This is a genomic window from Streptomyces sp. NPDC048483, assembly GCF_040651455.1.
In the GTDB taxonomy this organism is placed as follows: domain Bacteria; phylum Actinomycetota; class Actinomycetes; order Streptomycetales; family Streptomycetaceae; genus Streptomyces.
On the sequence record NZ_JBEZJZ010000005.1, the window covers coordinates 105570 to 122104 of the forward strand.

At 68.0% G+C, this 16535-nt stretch carries 10 protein-coding genes; 2 read left to right on the plus strand and 8 right to left on the minus strand.

Annotation, left to right across the window (positions count from 1 at the left end):
* Positions 1–63: 63 nt before the first annotated feature.
* The 4 genes from AB0D04_RS04450 to AB0D04_RS04465 all read right to left on the minus strand — a co-directional run bounded on the left by AB0D04_RS04450 (position 64) and on the right by AB0D04_RS04465 (position 4336).
* Positions 64–831: a gamma-glutamylcyclotransferase family protein gene (locus AB0D04_RS04450; RefSeq protein ID WP_362699281.1), complete on the minus strand. Its 768-nt coding sequence runs from the start codon at positions 829–831 to the stop codon at positions 64–66.
* Between the two features lie 1971 nt (positions 832–2802).
* Entirely contained in the window at positions 2803–3357 is a 555-nt protein-coding gene (locus tag AB0D04_RS04455; RefSeq protein WP_362699283.1) for an XRE family transcriptional regulator, read from the minus strand.
* 143 nt (positions 3358–3500) lie between these two features.
* The gene (locus AB0D04_RS04460) at positions 3501–4037 is read right to left on the minus strand and encodes a hypothetical protein (protein WP_362699285.1); all 537 of its coding nucleotides are present in this window, start codon (positions 4035–4037) and stop codon (positions 3501–3503) included.
* 173 nt (positions 4038–4210) lie between these two features.
* Positions 4211–4336, minus strand: a complete 126-nt coding sequence (locus AB0D04_RS04465; protein WP_362699287.1) for a hypothetical protein — start codon at positions 4334–4336, stop codon at positions 4211–4213.
* Between the two features lie 188 nt (positions 4337–4524).
* Between AB0D04_RS04465 and AB0D04_RS04470 the strand changes: the two genes are divergently transcribed.
* Positions 4525–5043 carry a hypothetical protein gene (locus AB0D04_RS04470; RefSeq protein ID WP_362699289.1) on the plus strand — a complete coding sequence of 173 codons (519 nt, stop codon included), beginning with the start codon at positions 4525–4527 and terminating at the stop codon, positions 5041–5043.
* Between the two features lie 44 nt (positions 5044–5087).
* The gene (locus AB0D04_RS04475; RefSeq protein ID WP_362699291.1) at positions 5088–9947 is read left to right on the plus strand and encodes a tetratricopeptide repeat protein; all 4860 of its coding nucleotides are present in this window, start codon (positions 5088–5090) and stop codon (positions 9945–9947) included.
* Positions 9948–9989: 42 nt separating this feature from the next.
* Here the strand turns inward: AB0D04_RS04475 and AB0D04_RS04480 are convergent, their stop codons facing one another.
* From AB0D04_RS04480 to AB0D04_RS04495, 4 genes are read right to left on the minus strand one after another with little or no spacing between them, the layout of a single operon-like run.
* On the minus strand, positions 9990–12323 hold the full coding sequence (locus tag AB0D04_RS04480) for a TniQ family protein (protein ID WP_362699293.1): 2334 nt from the start codon (positions 12321–12323) through the stop codon (positions 9990–9992).
* The gene (locus AB0D04_RS04485) at positions 12320–13450 is read right to left on the minus strand and encodes an AAA family ATPase (RefSeq protein ID WP_362699294.1); all 1131 of its coding nucleotides are present in this window, start codon (positions 13448–13450) and stop codon (positions 12320–12322) included. The genes AB0D04_RS04480 and AB0D04_RS04485 overlap by 4 nt, the downstream gene beginning before the upstream one ends.
* On the minus strand, positions 13447–15576 hold the full coding sequence (locus AB0D04_RS04490; protein ID WP_362699296.1) for a helix-turn-helix domain-containing protein: 2130 nt from the start codon (positions 15574–15576) through the stop codon (positions 13447–13449). The genes AB0D04_RS04485 and AB0D04_RS04490 overlap by 4 nt, the downstream gene beginning before the upstream one ends.
* Positions 15573–16340 carry a TnsA-like heteromeric transposase endonuclease subunit gene (locus AB0D04_RS04495; RefSeq protein WP_362699298.1) on the minus strand — a complete coding sequence of 256 codons (768 nt, stop codon included), beginning with the start codon at positions 16338–16340 and terminating at the stop codon, positions 15573–15575. Before AB0D04_RS04495 ends, AB0D04_RS04490 begins: the two co-directional genes overlap by 4 nt.
* Positions 16341–16535 lie beyond the last annotated feature (195 nt).

Here is a 16535-nt window from a genome sequence, read left to right on the forward strand (position 1 = left end):
CCACCTGGCCGGAACTCCATGAGGTCGACAGGGCATATTTCTACATCGCTCACGGGACAGCGCTTAAACTCTGGCACCGGGAAGGGAAATGGAGCGGAACATTTTTTCGCCAAGCTGATCCCGGATCAGAGTGTCGATCTTGTTGGCCTGCGGGACATGAACAAAGGGCCGCCACGGATAAATGCGGTCATTGATCCAGGGAGTCTTCCAGTCGGTCGTAGCGGTGAAAAAGTTCTGGGCAAACTTTGCTGTGCGAGATGCCGGAAATTCATCCTCAACCTCCAGGCATCCACTCACACATACATCTACATACGACTGAACAATGGGGAAATCCTGACTGACGTATCTACGCGACGCGCTCCCGAAGTACCAGAAACTTCCGGGTGGTGGAGCCGATCTGCCATCCAGCATGGTGATGTCACCAGGAGGAATGCGGATCAGCTTGTACCCCTCCTCTCTATCGGCGAATTCCCTCAATTCACCTTGCGCCACCTGGAAGATTACGCCGTTACAGGTCGACCTCCGATCCGGAAAGGCTCCCAGATAAGTGGGCCCCCAGCTGACAGTGTCAACCCGGTCGTACCAGCCACGCGTGATGCCCTGGACGGAGACCGGGAAGGACTTTCCCGCTTTCGACCAGGTCTCCTCTCGGGATTCCTTTTGAATCAATGACCCATATCCGAAAATATATTGACTGCTGGAATCAGATTCCCTTGCCTCGGCTTTTGTGGAGACCTGCCCGCTGGTGCAACCAGTGGCAGCCACGCCGAGACCCATGATTGCAATACCCTCGAGTATCTTACGCCGCCCCACTTCAGCCTCGCATTTCATGGTCATCATGCTTCCGCCCAGACAGCGGGGTGTCGAGAACGGCGCGCAGAGCCCTTCGGGTTGTTGTCCACACGGCTGGGCCAGTCGGGGATCAGAAACACCTACTTATTAGCTTGTCTTTTATGGTCCGGACTCGGACGCGACTCGGACGCGACTCGCACTTGATCAGTGATTCGCTGTTCAGCGGGCGGGAGGGCGGCCTTCGTCTGACTTTTTGCTTCGTCACAAGGCAGGGACGGCCATCGGCTGCCCGCCCGCCCAATGCCCAGGCCCAGTCCCTCGCTCTCGCCCTCGCCCTCGGCGCCGAACGCTCCCTGGTCGCCGTCGCCGCCAAGACCAACCGCTCCAAGGCCGACCAGGACGCCGCCGAGTTGCACGGGGATGAGTTCCTGGACTGCGCCGGGCCGCTGGAAGGCCACCAGCGACAGCGTCCAGCGGGGCTGGTCGATCGCCACGACTGCGTAGGTAGCGCCGATAGTTCGGTGAGCCAGGGGTCAGTGTGTGACCGCATGAGCTCGTCCCGCTTTCTTTCGACCGGTGCCTCCCGAATCGAGGCACGCGATGAAGTGCTCCCCACGCACCGAACCACACGCGGGCCACTCACGGCGCACGGAAGTGCAAACGTGCGCGTGGGAGCAGCCCTCAGCACGGTTGTCAGAGGCGGCTGCAACCATGACCGTCATGGCTGCCAAGCGATGTGACCGCTGTGACCTCTTCATCGGCGAGGGCTGTGACTGCCCGGAAGACGGCTCCGTGCCGCGAGCTCGGCAAGCCACAGCCTCTGCTCAGGCTGTGCGAGGCCCTGCTGTACCACCCGAGAGGATTCTCATCTCCCCACACGGCGTGGCTCACCTTCCGGACCAGTGCAATCACCACCCGGAGCAGAGTCACCGAGCGGCCGGCTGGGGCTGGATACCGGAACCAGCGCCGGGCCTGTGGGAGGACATCCGCCCCACGCGTCCCGTTCAGGCCACCGAGGGGAACACCTCCCTCATCGCCGCGCGCCGATGCGGCAGCTGCCTGACCTAGGGACGTAGCCCGGCGTCGGGCGGCGGAATCCGTCGGTGTCGACCTCCACCCTTCTCCTGTAGGAGGAGACGCCGATTCGGCTACGGTCGGAGGAACCTGCCACGCCCAGCGGGGAAGGGCGACGCCGAGGCGAGGGCGGTGCGGACCGACACCGTCGAGGTCAGCGAGGTGTAGCCGGTCTCCAACGCCGATTCGGATCCAGGCGTCCGGCCCTTCGGCCGGCCAGGCGTGGGAGTCGAGTATCTCCCGTACGGACGGATGGTCCTCGCTCCGTCATCGCGCACGCGTCCATGGCGAACCGCTCGGTGGGCCGCGCGAACGCCTGGTGCCGATGCGGCCCCGTTCGGGGTCAGCTGGGCGCCACGGCCGCCGAGCCGCAGCCCGCACCAAACCGTGTCATGCAAGGGCGGCGGCGGAAGGCGTCCAGCTCGATCGCCTCCAGCAACAGCTCAGCGGCTCATCCTAGTCCGCGCCGCCCAGGGCCGCCGTCTGGATCTGCCGCTTGCTCACCCCGCACGAACCCCGCCTGTAGTCGTCCCAAGTCTTCGGCGTGACGTGGAGATTTCGGCAGCAGCTTCCTGGCGGTCCAGTAGGTCATCGTCGGCTCCGCCAGGTGGACGGTGGAAGGTGGAAGGTGGAAGGTGGGAGGTCGGGCGTCGGCTCGTCGGCCAGGAAGGCTTCGGTCTGCTCGCTGCCCCACAGCATCACCCGGGCACCTTTTGAGCCGATGGGCGCGGGGGCCCTCGGCCGCGTACGGCTTTTTGTTGTGAACGGTGCCCAGAGCCACGCCCATGTCCTGCGCGAGCTGTTGCCTCGTCCGTACGAGGTGCTTTCGTCCGGAGCGGGTTATCTGTCCGGTTCTCGCAGCTTCTCGGCGCAGGGTGCAGGGTGCAGGGTGCAGGGTTGGTCATCGGCATCGGCGCGGCGCGGCGCGTGTCCGCTTCAGAATGAGACGTCGATGTAGTCGATGTCGGTGAATTCGACTTCGAGGTTGTCGGCTCGGCGTCCGCCGTCCTTGAAATAGATTTCCTGCAGTCCTTCGGCGACGATTGCGCGCATCTGCTGGTCGGTGGCGCCCTGTTGCTGGGCGTCGAAGAGCTGTTGTGCGTACTGCGGCGGGAGGTGCACGGTCAGCCGGCGGACCCGGCCGTCGTCGGTGGTGCCGATCGGTGCGGTGTAGCCGAAGCGGGCGCGGGTCTCGACGGTGATGCCGGTGGCGGTGGCGGCCTGCTTGCGGCGCCGCTTGCGGACCTGGGGCTGCCAGCGCGAGCGTACGGCGGCATCGATGCGGTCCTCAATGGGCTTCGGCGGCTTCTTCCGCTCGCCCGTGCGGTAGCGCTCCACCGAACGCTGGGTGACTCCGAGCTCCCGGGCGACGGCCTTGGTGGTCTTGAACTGCTTGATCAGGAAATTGACGCGGGCCTGGAGGCCCTTGGGCGGCTCCCGGGTGAACACCTCGAAATCGGCGCGCTCCAGGGCCTCTTCGATGTCCCCCACGGTCTACTCTCCTTCGTCCATGACGGCGTCGTGGCCGTGTAGGTTCCGGCCGCCGTTGTCATTCGAGACTGCGGTGACCTGCTGCTTGTGCTGCTGTCTCATCGAATGTCCCGCAGTTTCCGTCTCGCTTCGGTGGCATTTCCTCACGCGGCGTCGTCTCGCTGGTCCTGTTCCGGCTTCCAGGTCTGGTCGAACCAGGTGATGAAGTCCATCACGGTTCCGACGCGGGCGATCCTCTCGTGGATGGCTCGCTGGTCGTGGCCGGGAAGGAAGTCGCCCCGGCTAATGGGCTTGCCGCATCCGCAGTTGCACTCGCGGTTGCCCAGGGGGGAGTCGAAGTAGGTGATGGGGTTCTGCTGGGCGCCGTTCGGGGCGGGCTTGCCAACGTAATGGTCGTGGACCGGATGCCCGGGGCCGAGGATGCGGCCTTCGAAGGCCCGTCGCCCCCCGGGGACGTCGACAACCCGGTCGATCTCCATGGCCTGGCGAATGATCCCGCCGCCGTTGACGACCGCGAACCGCTCTCGTTGGACGCGCGATCCGGGCATCACCCAGACTCCGCGGGCGATCTCATGGAGCTGCCGGTCGGACAGTCCGTCGCTCCAGCCGGTCTGTGAACGCTGGAGAGGATCACTGTTCGGGTCGACGTCCTTGTTCTTGCCGAGAGTGATCTGAATCATCGCACCTCCCTGCGAGGCCGCCTCATGGGTGGTTGGAGAGGTGAGGCGACCTGTTCAGGATAGACCATGCACCCCCGTTATAACGGGGTATTGAGGGATCACATCTTGGAAGGAGATCGGCCCCTCCCTGGACGGCATCACGGCGGCACCACCAGGCCGCACTCGCGCACGTCCTAGACACCGTCGGGCGAGGTGAGGGTGGCGGCGGAACCGGTGATCACGTCGACCAGGTAGACGACGTCACCCACGATCGTCATCGTTGCGGACATGCTGCAGCCGGCACCGGAGAGGACTGCCACGACCGTGTGGATCCTTCGCAGCGGGCACCGCATGTGGGCCGTCAGCATCGCGGAATCGGGTATCAAGCACTTGGTCCCCCGTTACGCTGACGTCACGCGGGAACCGGGCCGTCGGCCCCGCATGTTGTCGTTGCACGGGCATCGGCCCGGACCAGCAAGGCGGATCTACGGCTTCACGGGAGGGTTCTGTGTTGGTGGAGGCGCTATCGGCAGCGGCCGGCGCGGGTGGGATGGCCGTGGTGCAGGCGGCCGGGACAGATGTGTGGACGGTGGTCAGGGACCGGATCGCCCGGCTGTTCGGGCGCGGGGGAACTGATCCCGACCCTGTGGTGGACATGACCGTCGAATTGCTCGAGCGCGACGGAGCAGCGCTGGCGGAGGCCGAACAAGCGGGCAGTGGCACCGAGTTGATGCAGAGCGTCAGCGAGGCATGGACCCGTCGGCTCGTCGGGCTGCTGGAGTCCGCAGACGAGGACGAGCAGCGGCGCATCGCAGAGGTGCTGTCTGAGGCCGCGCAGGTAGCGCAGCAAGGGGCGGGGTTGATGACCGACGGCGGATCGGGCGCCGTCGCCGGCGACCGCGGGTTCGCGGCGGCCGGAGACGTGAAGATTACCGCGACCCAAAGCGGAGTGGCGGCCGGGGTGATCAACGGGGCGGTGAACCCGACAAACCCTCCGGGAGCGGCTGGGAGGCCAGCGGATTCGTAGCAAGCCACCGCACCGGTGACCTCTCGGGGTACGGCCACGGGCCCTTGAACATTTATGCCGCGGGCACGGGTGTGGCCGCGCAGCACATCGAGCAAGTAGTACTGCCGTCCCACGTGCCGGAGTGGCCGATGATGCTCGGGCCGTTGCCGGCGCGGGCACATGCGTTCCAGGAGCGGCGACAGTCGGGTGAACTCACCGAGCTGGCGGGCGCCGAAGGGGGCGGCTGTGTCGTCCTCAGCGGGGCCGCCGGGGTCGGAAAGACCCAGTTGGCCACCGACTTCGCCCACCGAGTCTGGGACGGGCGGCAGGCCGACCTGGTGGTGTGGTGTGACGCGGGTTCGCGGCTCGACGTGGTCACGAGGTACGCGAACGCGGCCTTCGCGATCACCGGGCTCGCCGAACCCGAGCCCGAGGCCGCTGCGCGGCGGTTCCTGAGCTGGCTCCACACAGCCGACCGGCCCTGGCTGGTTGTCCTGGACAACCTGGCCGACCCTGCCGACTTGCGCGAGCTGTGGCCGCCGACGCGTCCGGGCTGTGTGACTGTGACGACGACGCAGCACCGTAGCGCGGTCCTCGGCGAGCAAGGGCGGGAGCTCTGGCCGGTCGACTTGTACACGCGTGCCGAGGCCGTGGCATATCTGTCAGCAGTACTGAGTCCCCGCGGGTCAGGGACCATGTCCGATTTCGCCGGTCTGGCCGCCGATCTGGATCGACTCCCTGTGGCGTTGGCGCAAGCGGCCGCATACATCGTCGACAACCAGTTGTCCTGCAACGAGTATCGGCGGCGACTCCGCGAACGGCTCTTATCCGCATCCATGCCCGGCCCGGACGAATTGCGCGACGGGCATCACGTCATCACCGCGACATGGTCGATGTCGGTGGAGCTCGCGAACCGTTCGGAGCCGGTGGGCATGGCCGGTCCGCTGCTGGACCTTGCCGCCTGCCTCGATCCCGGCGGGATCCCCCTGGCGGTACTGACCGCCCCAGCAGTTTGCGACCATCTGTCCCAGGAGCGAGCGTGGGCCGCCGGGCTGGACTGCATCGGGGCCGACGACGCCCGCTTCGTCACCCGAGACGAGGTTGCCGACGCCCTGCAGGTACTTCGTCGCCTCAACCTCCTGGACTTCGCAGACGAAGCCACGGGCGGACCGCACCAGCAGGTGCGCGTACACTCCCTGGTCCAGCGTGTCGTTTGCGAGCAATTCACGGCTGAGCAGGCCGATGCGCGGTTCGCTGTATGTCTGAACGCAGTTGACGGCGTATGGGGCATGTTCTCGCAGCACCTCCCGGAGGGTGCACGGATGCGGGCCAACGCCAAGCACCTGTTGACCGTCGCGGGTGACGCCCTATGGCATCCGCAGCCCAGTTCCTTGCCGCTAGCCATCGGGTTCGGGCTTGCGGAGGCCGGGTACCAGAAGGCCGCGGCCGAATTCTTCGGGCAGCATCGGGCGGAATGCGAGCTTCGCTTTGGCCACGACGACCCGCGGACCCTGGATGTATGCCTGACCGAGGCGCAGTTCCTCATCGACGCCGACGACCGCATCGAGGCCCGCGCAAAGCTGACCGCGCTGCTGCCCAGGTTGACGCAGGTCTTCAGCGAGGACGGGCCTGCCACCCTGCAAGCGTGTGTCCTGCTGGCGCACCTGACCGGTGCGGACGGTGACGCCGCTGGCGCGGTGGCCGAGTTTGAGGAGCTGAGCCGACGTCACGAGGCCGCACTCGGAGCCTCGGACTGGCGGACCATCAACGTGCACATGCGAACCGCCCGCTGGTACGGCGAATCCGGCGCACACGAGCGCGCTATCGCGCTGCTGGAAGGAACCGCTGCCGATCAGGCCTGGTTGTACGGACGCCGGGACGTCGGCGCCTTGGTGACCCAGCGATCGATCGCCTACTGGTACTTCCGCTCCGGTGATCCCGACCAGGCGGCACAGCTGTATGACCAGGTGATGCGTGCCATGGCGGACGCCCTCGGCAGCGACCACCCACAAACCATCGCGTGCGCGCGTGCCCTTTTCGCCTTGCACATGGAGCGAGGGAACTACGCTGCGGCATTGCCTGCGTTGCGCATGCTTGAGCCCGTGGCCGGGCTCGATGGCTCCAGCCTTCCGGATGTTCTCCGCACGCGGGCCGATCTGGCCATGCTTCGGATGTGGAACGGCGACCCGGAAGCCGTGGACGAGCTCGCCGCTGTGCGGGCAGACGCGGAACGGATACTGGGCTCGGCTGCGTCGGTCGCCGTGACCACAGATTTTTACGCGGTGCTCGGAAGCGTGATGAATCACGTGCGGGAGGTTACGCGGGCCCCCGGCTTCGTGCCTTCCGAACGCGTCGCCGATCCGGAACTCGCCGCGCTGGGAACCACCATGGACGCGGTGGCCGCGCGAGTTTCCGCCGATTTCTCCGACAACTCCCCTCGCGACGTTGACTTCATGCGGGCGTTGGGGCGGATGCTGCGCGGCGAAGACTCGATCGCTGAGGCCATGCACCACATCATCTCGTTGTTCGGAGGCACGCAGAAGGCAGATGCCTCCCAGGCGCTGCAGGTCCTTGAGGACCTCGGCAAGCTCGGTATCGAGCGACCGCCCGGAGCAGACACTGCACCGCCCGGAGGTCCGGACGTCGGCTTCGGCAGCGTCCCGGGTGCCATGATCACCATGATGCTTGTGTCGTCGTGCCTCAAGGTGTCCAGGCCGGATGCGGCGGCTGACGTGCTGCGACGATCCCTGGCCTCGGCGGCCGCTGGTGGCACTGACGCCGCGGCGCGGCTGGTCGACGACTGCCACGACTTTCTCCAGAAGACCGCAGCCGCCGACCGAACCGGTGCGGCCGCCGCGATCGACGTGCTGGTGACCTGCGCTACCGAGGTGTTGGGGGCGCTGCACCGGCACGTGCTGAACATGCGCGGCGATCTCTATCTCTGGGGCGCCCCGCAGGACACCCCCACGGACGCCATCCCGCACTTCGCCCTCCTCGTGCAGGACATGGCGGAGGCATTGGGGTGGGACGAACCGGACACCCTGAATGCTAGGACCATTCTCGCTTCCCTCCGCAGCCAGGTCGGTGTACCCGCGGAAGCGGCGCAGGAGCTCGACGATGTCGTTGCAGCCTTCACCCGCGCCCTGGGCCGACTCGACGAGAAGACCCGCACCGCTCGGCACGCCCATGCCCACGCTCTGCACCTCGCGAGCCGCCACAGCGCAGCCGCCGCGGCATTCGGCGCGCTCCTCGTGGACACCGCGACCGTTCTCGGAGTCGAGCACGAGTCTCTCGGCGCCTTAGACGACTGGATCGCCGCGTGCGCACACCAGGCATACACCGACGAGGGGCCCCTTCCGGCCGCCGCTCTTGCCGCTGCGGCGTGGGCGTGGCCGGCGCAGGTGTGGGGCCCCAACGCTCCCCGAACCCAGCGCCTCGCAGGGTTCGCCCATGAGTGGGCCTGGGAGGCCGGGAGCGCCGGTGACCCGGTAGGCGCTGTGAACGCGCTCACCACGCTCCGAGACGAAATCGTGAGGCAGGGCCACGAAGGCGGCGTCGCCGAGCTCAGCACGCGGGTGCGCCTGGCCGACTGGCGCGGGTGCGCCACCCGCGACTTCCGCCCGACGGTAACCGAGGTCGCGGCGTTGGCCGAGCGGCTCACGGAAGCCCGGGGCTCTGACTCACCCGAGGCCCTCTTCGCGCGATTCATCCTTGCCAACGCGCGCGGAGGCTCCGGTGATCCGGCGCGCGCCGAGCGCGAACAGCGGTCACTGGCACGCGAACGCGCCCACGTCTTGGGCACGGATCACATCGATACGCTGCGGGCGCGGCGCTCCGCCGCCCGGTGGCTGGCTGACTCGGCGCACCCCGGAGCCGACCCCGAGAGCGCTTGCGTAGAACTTCGCGACCTCCTCGACGCCGTTGTCCGCTGCGCGGGACCCATGCACGCGGAGGTCGCCGCAACGCTCGCCGGAGCACGCCGTTGCTCGGACACGCTCAAAACCCGCGGCCGACCGGGGGACGCCGCACGCTTGTCCCAGGATGTGCTCGGGGATGTGATCCGGCTCCTCGGGACTGACCACCCGCAATCGGAAACGGTATTCAACTGGACCATCCACGACCTGGACGCTGCCGCCGCCGACCTTGGCCCAGCCCGAGGAGCCCAGCTCTACCGTGGGTTCACCGACCGCCTGAGCATCGCCCTCAGCCGCGACCACGCATGGACGCTCGCCGCATGGACACGGACGCTTTGGTGGCGCACCGTAACCACCACCGAACAGACCGACGTCGACGAACTGACCGAGCTCGCAGAGACGGCGTCCGCCGGTCTCGGTGAGCAACACCCGCTGACACTGAACATCCGCATCCGCCTCGCCGAAGTGACCGGCTTGCTCGGGGACCCCGTGGACGCCGCAGCGAGACTCGGCGCGCTGCACCAATCAGCGGCCGAATCCCTGGGCGAGGATGATCCGGTCACCGCCTGCGCACTGCGCCTCCATGCCCAGTGGGTGGCGGCGACCGGCGACGACGTAGAAGCACTGGCATTGGCTGACACGTACGAGCAACGCCACGGGTCGGACGACATGGAGACGCTGGCCATCCGGAACATGGTGCTGCTGAGGCTGGCCAAGTCCGGTGCTCCCCGGGCTGTTCGCAGGGCCGCAGCCGAGTTCGAGCGTCTCGTATCCCGGGTTGAGACAGCGCTCGGCCGCGGTGCCGACCTGTCCTTGATTGTCCGGCACAATCATGGCTTCTCACTGGTTCAGGAGGGAGACACAGCCAGTGCAGCGGCCGTCCTGACCCTTCTCCTGGCCGAAGTCCGCGCCGTCCACGGCAACAGTCACGCAAGGGAGTCCGCCACCGTGAAGAACATCCGCAAGTGTGAGGGATCGGGGGACCCCTGGACGTCTCTCCCGCCGCCGTGACCAGACGGAAGCTGCAATGCGTCGTCATCGCGCCCGGCGCCTTCACCGCATTCGCCTGGCTGCCCGATCGGCCGTTGACCGGCGACCGGGAAGGTCGTGCCGCCGGCCCAGGTAGCTGATCATTCCGAGCGAGAAGCCGGTCTCCTCTGCGAGTGCGCGGCAGGTGCGGCCAGCGGCTCGTTGGGCGCGGAGCCAGTCGAGATCGATCTGGCGCCAGCGGGTCGCTTTGCCGTCGCGCTTCATGCCGTATTCGCGGACCAGGACCTTGATTGCCTCGACGTTCACGTCGACGTGCTCCGCGATCCACTTGAGCGAGCGGTATTCGTCAAGATAGAAGCGTGCGAGCTTCTCCCTGGGGAGAGTCGCGCGAGCCCGGCGAACAGTCGCTCCTCTCTCCCACTTCGCGCTCTTCGCCTCCTCGGGAGGGGCCGGCTGCTCCTGCAGGACGAACCGGACAGCGTCATGGCTGACGCCCAGGCGGCGGGCGGCTTGTGCTGTCGTCAGGCATTCGCCCCTGATGAGCCGGTGCAGCATGCCGAGGTCGATGTCCCGCAGGTCGCACCCCGGCAGTTCAAGATCACGGATAATGTCCGCTGGGGGCTGCCAGGAGAGAGGTTCCCCGCGAACTCCCTGTCGGGTGAGGAACTCCGCTGCGTGTCCTTCGAGTTGACTCATCAGTGCCGGGGTGAGATCCGTTTCGAAGGTCCGCAGCATGGTCCGCAGTTCCTGAGTGCTGGGCGTATATGCCGCCGGGGCGAGGGTTGCGGGGAGTCCGCTGAGCCGTTCGAACAACAGCGCTCGGGCGAACTGGTGCCGCCGTACTCCGCCGGCTTCGAAGTCGATGTCCCGGCAGAGTCGCGTCCAGGTGTCCAGCGGCAGCAGGTCTCGGTAGTCGAGTGCGCGGCGGCGGGTGTAGTCGATCGGTGATCCTTGCTGGTCAAGGTAGTCCGCCAGTGCGAACAGGCCGAGGCTGATGCCGTGAAAGTGGCCCCGCTTCGTGAGGCGGAACGTCATGTGAGAGCCCAGCCTGTCTTCCACCGGTGCGCGAAGAAGACGGGCCGCCGCGGGGAAGTCCCCTGTGCCCCCGATCAGCAGGAGGTAGCACGACAGGGCAGGGCGGATGGTGCGCGAGAGGGCCCCGCTCTGGGGACTCAGCCGGGCGGACCAAGCCGGCCAGAGCTGCGTCGGAATCTTGCGGGCCCGCTCGGCGACCCGCGTTGCCGCCGAGCGACCAGGCCTGCTCGGCAATCGGTCCGCGGTGCGGTAACGCAACTGGTCAGTGCCCTTGAGGCGGGGCGCAAGGGTCGCGAGATGGATCGCGTCGAAAACCGGGCTGGTGTGGGCCCACCGAAGCCCGACCTTGAGCGGAATGGTGCCGTCCGCGTCGCTGATCAGGTGGCGAAGAGCGGCTCCGGCCTCGTGGACGTCGCCGTGCTCGAGGATGTGCAGGGCCGCGCTGACGGCGAGGGCGGCGGTTGCGGCCCGTTGCGGGGCAAGTCGTCCCGGACGGGTCTCCTCGACAGGGTCGAAGGACCGCCGCTTCTCCGGCAGGGGCTGCTGGTGCAGCGCCAGGATTTCCGGTGGGACGAAGCCCGCCAGCCGGTCGGGGTCAGGGACGCGGCGAAGGAGAATGCAGGCCAGCGCCCGAAGGTCCCCGAACAGCGCAAGACTGGGCTGGGGATGGTCTTGATAGACGCCGAAACCGGCCCGGCCGCAGGAGATGGCCTCCTCGATGAGCTTCTGGGCCGCGATCACGGATCCCCGCGCGGCGAGCATGAGCGCGGGAACCTCCTCGAACGGCTGGCCGCAGCGCGCCGGCGGGGCGTCCTTCTCCGAAGGGCTGTGGCAGCGCCCCGGAGTGAGCGGGTGCCGGGTGGTCGCCGGGAAGTGCCGCGGCATGCGGCTGCAGCGCGGGCAGGCGTCGACCAGCAGCAGACGGTGATCGTGGCAGGCGAAGGACCAGCCGAGTCTCCAGCTCAGCCGCCATCTGCCGCCGCTTGCGGCCAGGCAGGCCGGGCAGTAGCGGGACCCGCGGGCCCTCCCCCAGAGATGCCTCGCCTCGACGCGTCGCCGCTGTGCGTCGACCACGTGGGCCTGTCCGTCGTAGCGGGCCAGGGTCATGGCGTGCGCCTGCGCCTGGGTGGGGCCAGCCGACCATGCGATGGCTGCCGCCTGGTCCGCGTCGAGGAGGGTGACCAGGCGGCCCAACATGCCCGACTCCACCGGCCGACAGGCACCGCGGGGCAGCAGCCCCATCGAGGCCAGGACGTCGCCGGTGGTGGTGCCCAGTCGGTGGGCGATCGACTCCCACCAGGAGTCGAGTGCCTCGCCCGGTTGTGGGGCGAGGCGGATCGGCAGGGTCCGCGCGTGCGTCACCGGCGAGCCGCCTTCTGGCGGGTCCGTCGGGAGCGCTGTCCCTTCAGGAGATTGCGTACGTCGTCCTGGGCCAGGTGGGCCGCCTGATCGATCTTGACGCGACTCAGAAGTTCCTCGTCCAGACGCTCGACGCCGGTGCGGATGGCTCGCTGGCAGCCGCGGTTAATGAGGGTCATCAGCGAGCCGATGTGACCGCTTGAGCGGATGAACAGGTAGTCAAACAGGTCGTCGGCGAGCATCCCCCGGTAGGTGCCGTGCAGGACCAGGCGCTTCTCCAGGGCCAGCAGCAGCCGGCGCCACTGGCTGCGGCCCTGGTCGGTGGCCAGTTCGAACGACCCCATGTCCAGACGGGTTGTGCGTCGGCCCGTCTGGGCCAGGACCGCGTTGTCGTAGGACTCGCCCTCGGAGAACAGTCCGCGCTTGGCCAGGCCGACCCCGACGAACAGCAACGTGACCGGGAACTCGTTCGCGACGTACTTGAAGTGGTTGCTCACTTCGACTCCGCCGGCCGCCCTCCAGCGCAGGAAGTGCAGGTCGTCCACGATCAGCAGCTTCACATCGCAGGAGAGCACGCAGTCCAGGGCTCGCTGGGCGAACTGCGCGGTGGTGCCGGTGGTGCGGCCAGGATGGCCGAAGAACTCCAGCATCGCCCGGTTGAAGTCCTTCATCCCGGTGTTCCCAGTCAGGCCCACCCGGCAGACGGGGAGCCGTTCGTGCCCGCCGGCGGTGAACGCGCCTCCCTCGGCGATCTCCCGGCGATGGAAGTCCCGGGCGAAGGCCAGCACCGCCGTCGTCTTGCCCAATCCAGGGAAGGCGTCCACCGCGACGGCGCCCTTGGCCTGGTCGCCGTCCTGCTGGTTGCTGTCGAGGATGTCCCACAAGTCCTCGTGCAACTCGGCCAGCTGCGGGGTCCGCAGTGGCCCGAGGTTCGCGTGCCAGATCCGCCGGGCCCGGTCATATTCCGCCTTCGCGCGCTCTCCCAGAGCCAAGTACTCGCTGTGCGGCAGCAGTTCCGGCTGTGTCCGCGGTGCGGCTTCCGCGAACGCCGCCCAGCCCTCCTTGCGCGAGAGCGTCAGCGCGTCCAGGCGGTGGGAGTCTCCCGGCGTCCAGGTGCCCTCGCTGTTCACGCGTCCTCCAGAGCGTCGGTGTAGAAGTCGCTGTCGTCTTCGAGCTCCAAGAATTCGGCCTCGTCAGCCGCGTCGTCGTCGCCCGTCTCCTGTGCGGCCTCGGACGCGAGTTGCGGTTCTGCCGCGTCCGGCAAGTCCATGAGGCGTCTCACGCTCGGCAGCGTCGCGACGCTCTCTTCGGGCTCGGGGAGGTCCAGGGCCGCCTGTTCCCGGGCGAGCCGCAGCGCCATCCGGCGCTCGACCAGCGTGGTGCCCAGACCGAGGTTCCAGCGTTCGAACAGGTCACGGACCGCGGCCTTGTCATCCGGGAACCGGTCGCGGGACGCGGCCAGGCGGCGGGCGAACTGCAGTGCCTCCTCGCTCACCGGCATGTCCCGACCCGGTGCGTGTTCCCAGGCCAGCGCATGCCACCTGCGGCTCGCGGGATCGCGGAAGTAGACCGCGTTGATGTCGTCCGGGTTCACCGCGATGGGCCACTTGCCGTCCCGCTCGCCGCTGAGCAGACCGCGGTAGGGGTCCAGGGCGGCGCCGTTGTAGCGGCGGGCGTCCAAGTCGATACCGTAGTGCTGGATCTTGCGCCGTTCCACCCGCAGGAACTCAAACGCCAGATCCGGATCGCGCGGGACCTCGATGTAGCCGGCCCTGTTCAGCCCGTGCTCGAACATCGCCGCCGGCGACATCCGCAGCCCCGGCACCCCTGGATCGATCAGGCTGGTGTGCGGCCGGTGGTGATAGACGCAGGCCACCCACTCGCGGATGATCGCCTCAAGTTCGTGGAGGAAGAAGAACGCCTCTCCCTCGGGACGCTCGCCGCGCGAGTTCAGATCGGGACCCTTGTAGCCGGGCAGGGCCTGCAGCAGGTCCTCGCGCAGGGTCAGGAAGAACCTCTCCAGCGGGCCCTTGTCCCGGCCCGTCTTCAGTCGAGCGGGCTGCACCGATATCCCCAACCGGCGGCAGACGCTGGTCAGATGCTCCGAGACGAACACCTTGCCGTGGTCGACCAGCACCGTCTCCGGCACCAGCGCGGGCGACGCCGCCGAGCGCATCGGCCCTTCAAGCGCCGTGGCGTCGATCAGCACCGACCTCGGGATGCCGTGCTCGGGCCAGACCGCGTGCGCCGGCCAGTCCTGGCCCGCGGGCCGGGGACAGAACGCCTGGTAGAGGGCGACGCTGGCATCGACGGCCTTCGTCGACACCGGGGTGATCCTGATCCCGCAGATGCAGCGGGTGTACCAGTCCATCGCGACGGTGAGCTCCGCCTGCAGCCACTGCAGCGTGACCGGGTCCAGGGCGAACACGTCGAGGCGGTTGGTGTCCATCAGCAGGTACTCGCCCGGCCGGGTCGGCCGCAGTTTCCCGTAGACCCCGCCGGGCCGGGAGGCGATGTCCCGGTTCCGTTTCGTGCTCAGCCGGAAGGTCGGATGGCGCCGCTCGAGGTCTTCCAGGAGGCGGTATGCCGTCGCCCGGCTGGGCAGGTCCTCCTCCTCGAACCTCCTGGCCAGCAGCCGGGCCCGTGTCCGCTCTATGACCATCTTGCGCGACGGCTTGGACTGGCCCGTGTGCTCGACCATCACCTCCAGCGCCGCCTCCGACCACACCTCCGCGTTCCGGTGCCCGGACCGCGGCCCGCTGCGGGCCGGCACCAGTCCCGCCTCACCGTCCCGGCGGAACGCCGCCACCCACCGCTTGACCGTGCGCGCGGCCACCTCGAGCTCGGCCGCCTTCGCCGCGTACCGGCTCTCCATCGGCTCGCCCGCCGCGTAGGCGGCGCGGGGCTCCCCCACGGCGGCCAGCTCCTCGCTGCCGCTGCGGAACCCGGTGAGCACCTCCCTCACGTGCGCGGCCCTCTCCAGGACCCGCTCACGCTCAGCGTCATCCAGCTGGTCCAGCACCACCGCGGCTACGTCCTGCGGGTCGTCGGAGGCCGGTCCGGGCCCGTCCGGCATGACGCGGGCACGGTCTGAAAGCAGCAGTTCCTTGACTGCCAGCCGCAGCAGCCGTCCCCGACCGTCCTTGAGGACCACCTCGCCGCCGGCCTGCGTGCTGGCGAGCTCCACCACTTCGACGACCTCGCCGTCGTAGGAGAAGCGGGTTCCCACTCCCACTCGCACCGCGGCCCGGTTCACGACGCGCTCCTCAGCATGCTGCGGGCACTGAGCGGAACGCTCAGGTCGGTCAGCCACTGCTGTTTCCACAGCAGATGCAACACCGCGGCCCGCACCAGCGGCGCCGGACGTCCCGGCAGGCAGGCGAACGTCTCCCCCAGCGTCTCCCCATCCGCGACTCGGTCGCGTACGTCGTCAAGGACGGCCGGGGCGAAGAGCCGATCCGGCGGTGGTTCTTTGTCCACCGCCTCGTCGCGTTCGTCCTCAAGCAGGTCCCAACTGAACAGCCAGTCGCGACGGTAGCCCGCGAGGAAGCGGACGTTGGCCAGCTCGGCGTCCGGCGGCTCGCTCCACACCTCGTAGCGCCAGCCCTTCGCCTCCACCGCCTCCCGGGTCCAGGCGAAGGTGAACGCGTGCTCCGGCCTGGCCGCACGGTGCCGCGGTTTGACGTCCACCACCAGCGGGCCCGCCGTGGTGGCCAGCAGGTAGTCCGGGATGTGCCGGCGCAGTGCACCGTCCACTTCGGCCCTGAGCAAGAAGGGCTGGGCCACGATCCCGGTCACGTCCCGGTCGAAGTCGGCGTACAACAAGCGCGCTAGCTCCAGCCGCGACTCGTAGATCACGTGATCCGACTGCGTACTCGACCAGTACGAACCCGAGTAGTGCTTCTGCCCCATGTACCAGCGGAACGTCCGCCACGGCTCGGCCGCGTACAGCATCTCCAGCGGCACCGACTCCCAGGCGAGGCCCTCGCGCACCTCGTCCTCGGCAAGCCGAACACACACCTCTACATCCACCATCCGCCCCCAGTGCCCGTGCAACTGACCTTGATCGCAGGACAGTTACACGGGCCCTGAAGTACGAATGGACGCACGCGCTTTCGATCACCCGAAAGGGTGATCGCCCCGAGCTGAACATCTCACCGTCGCGTCATAAGTGCTATTTAGAGGTAATCGCTCGCGAGAACATGACGCGGATTC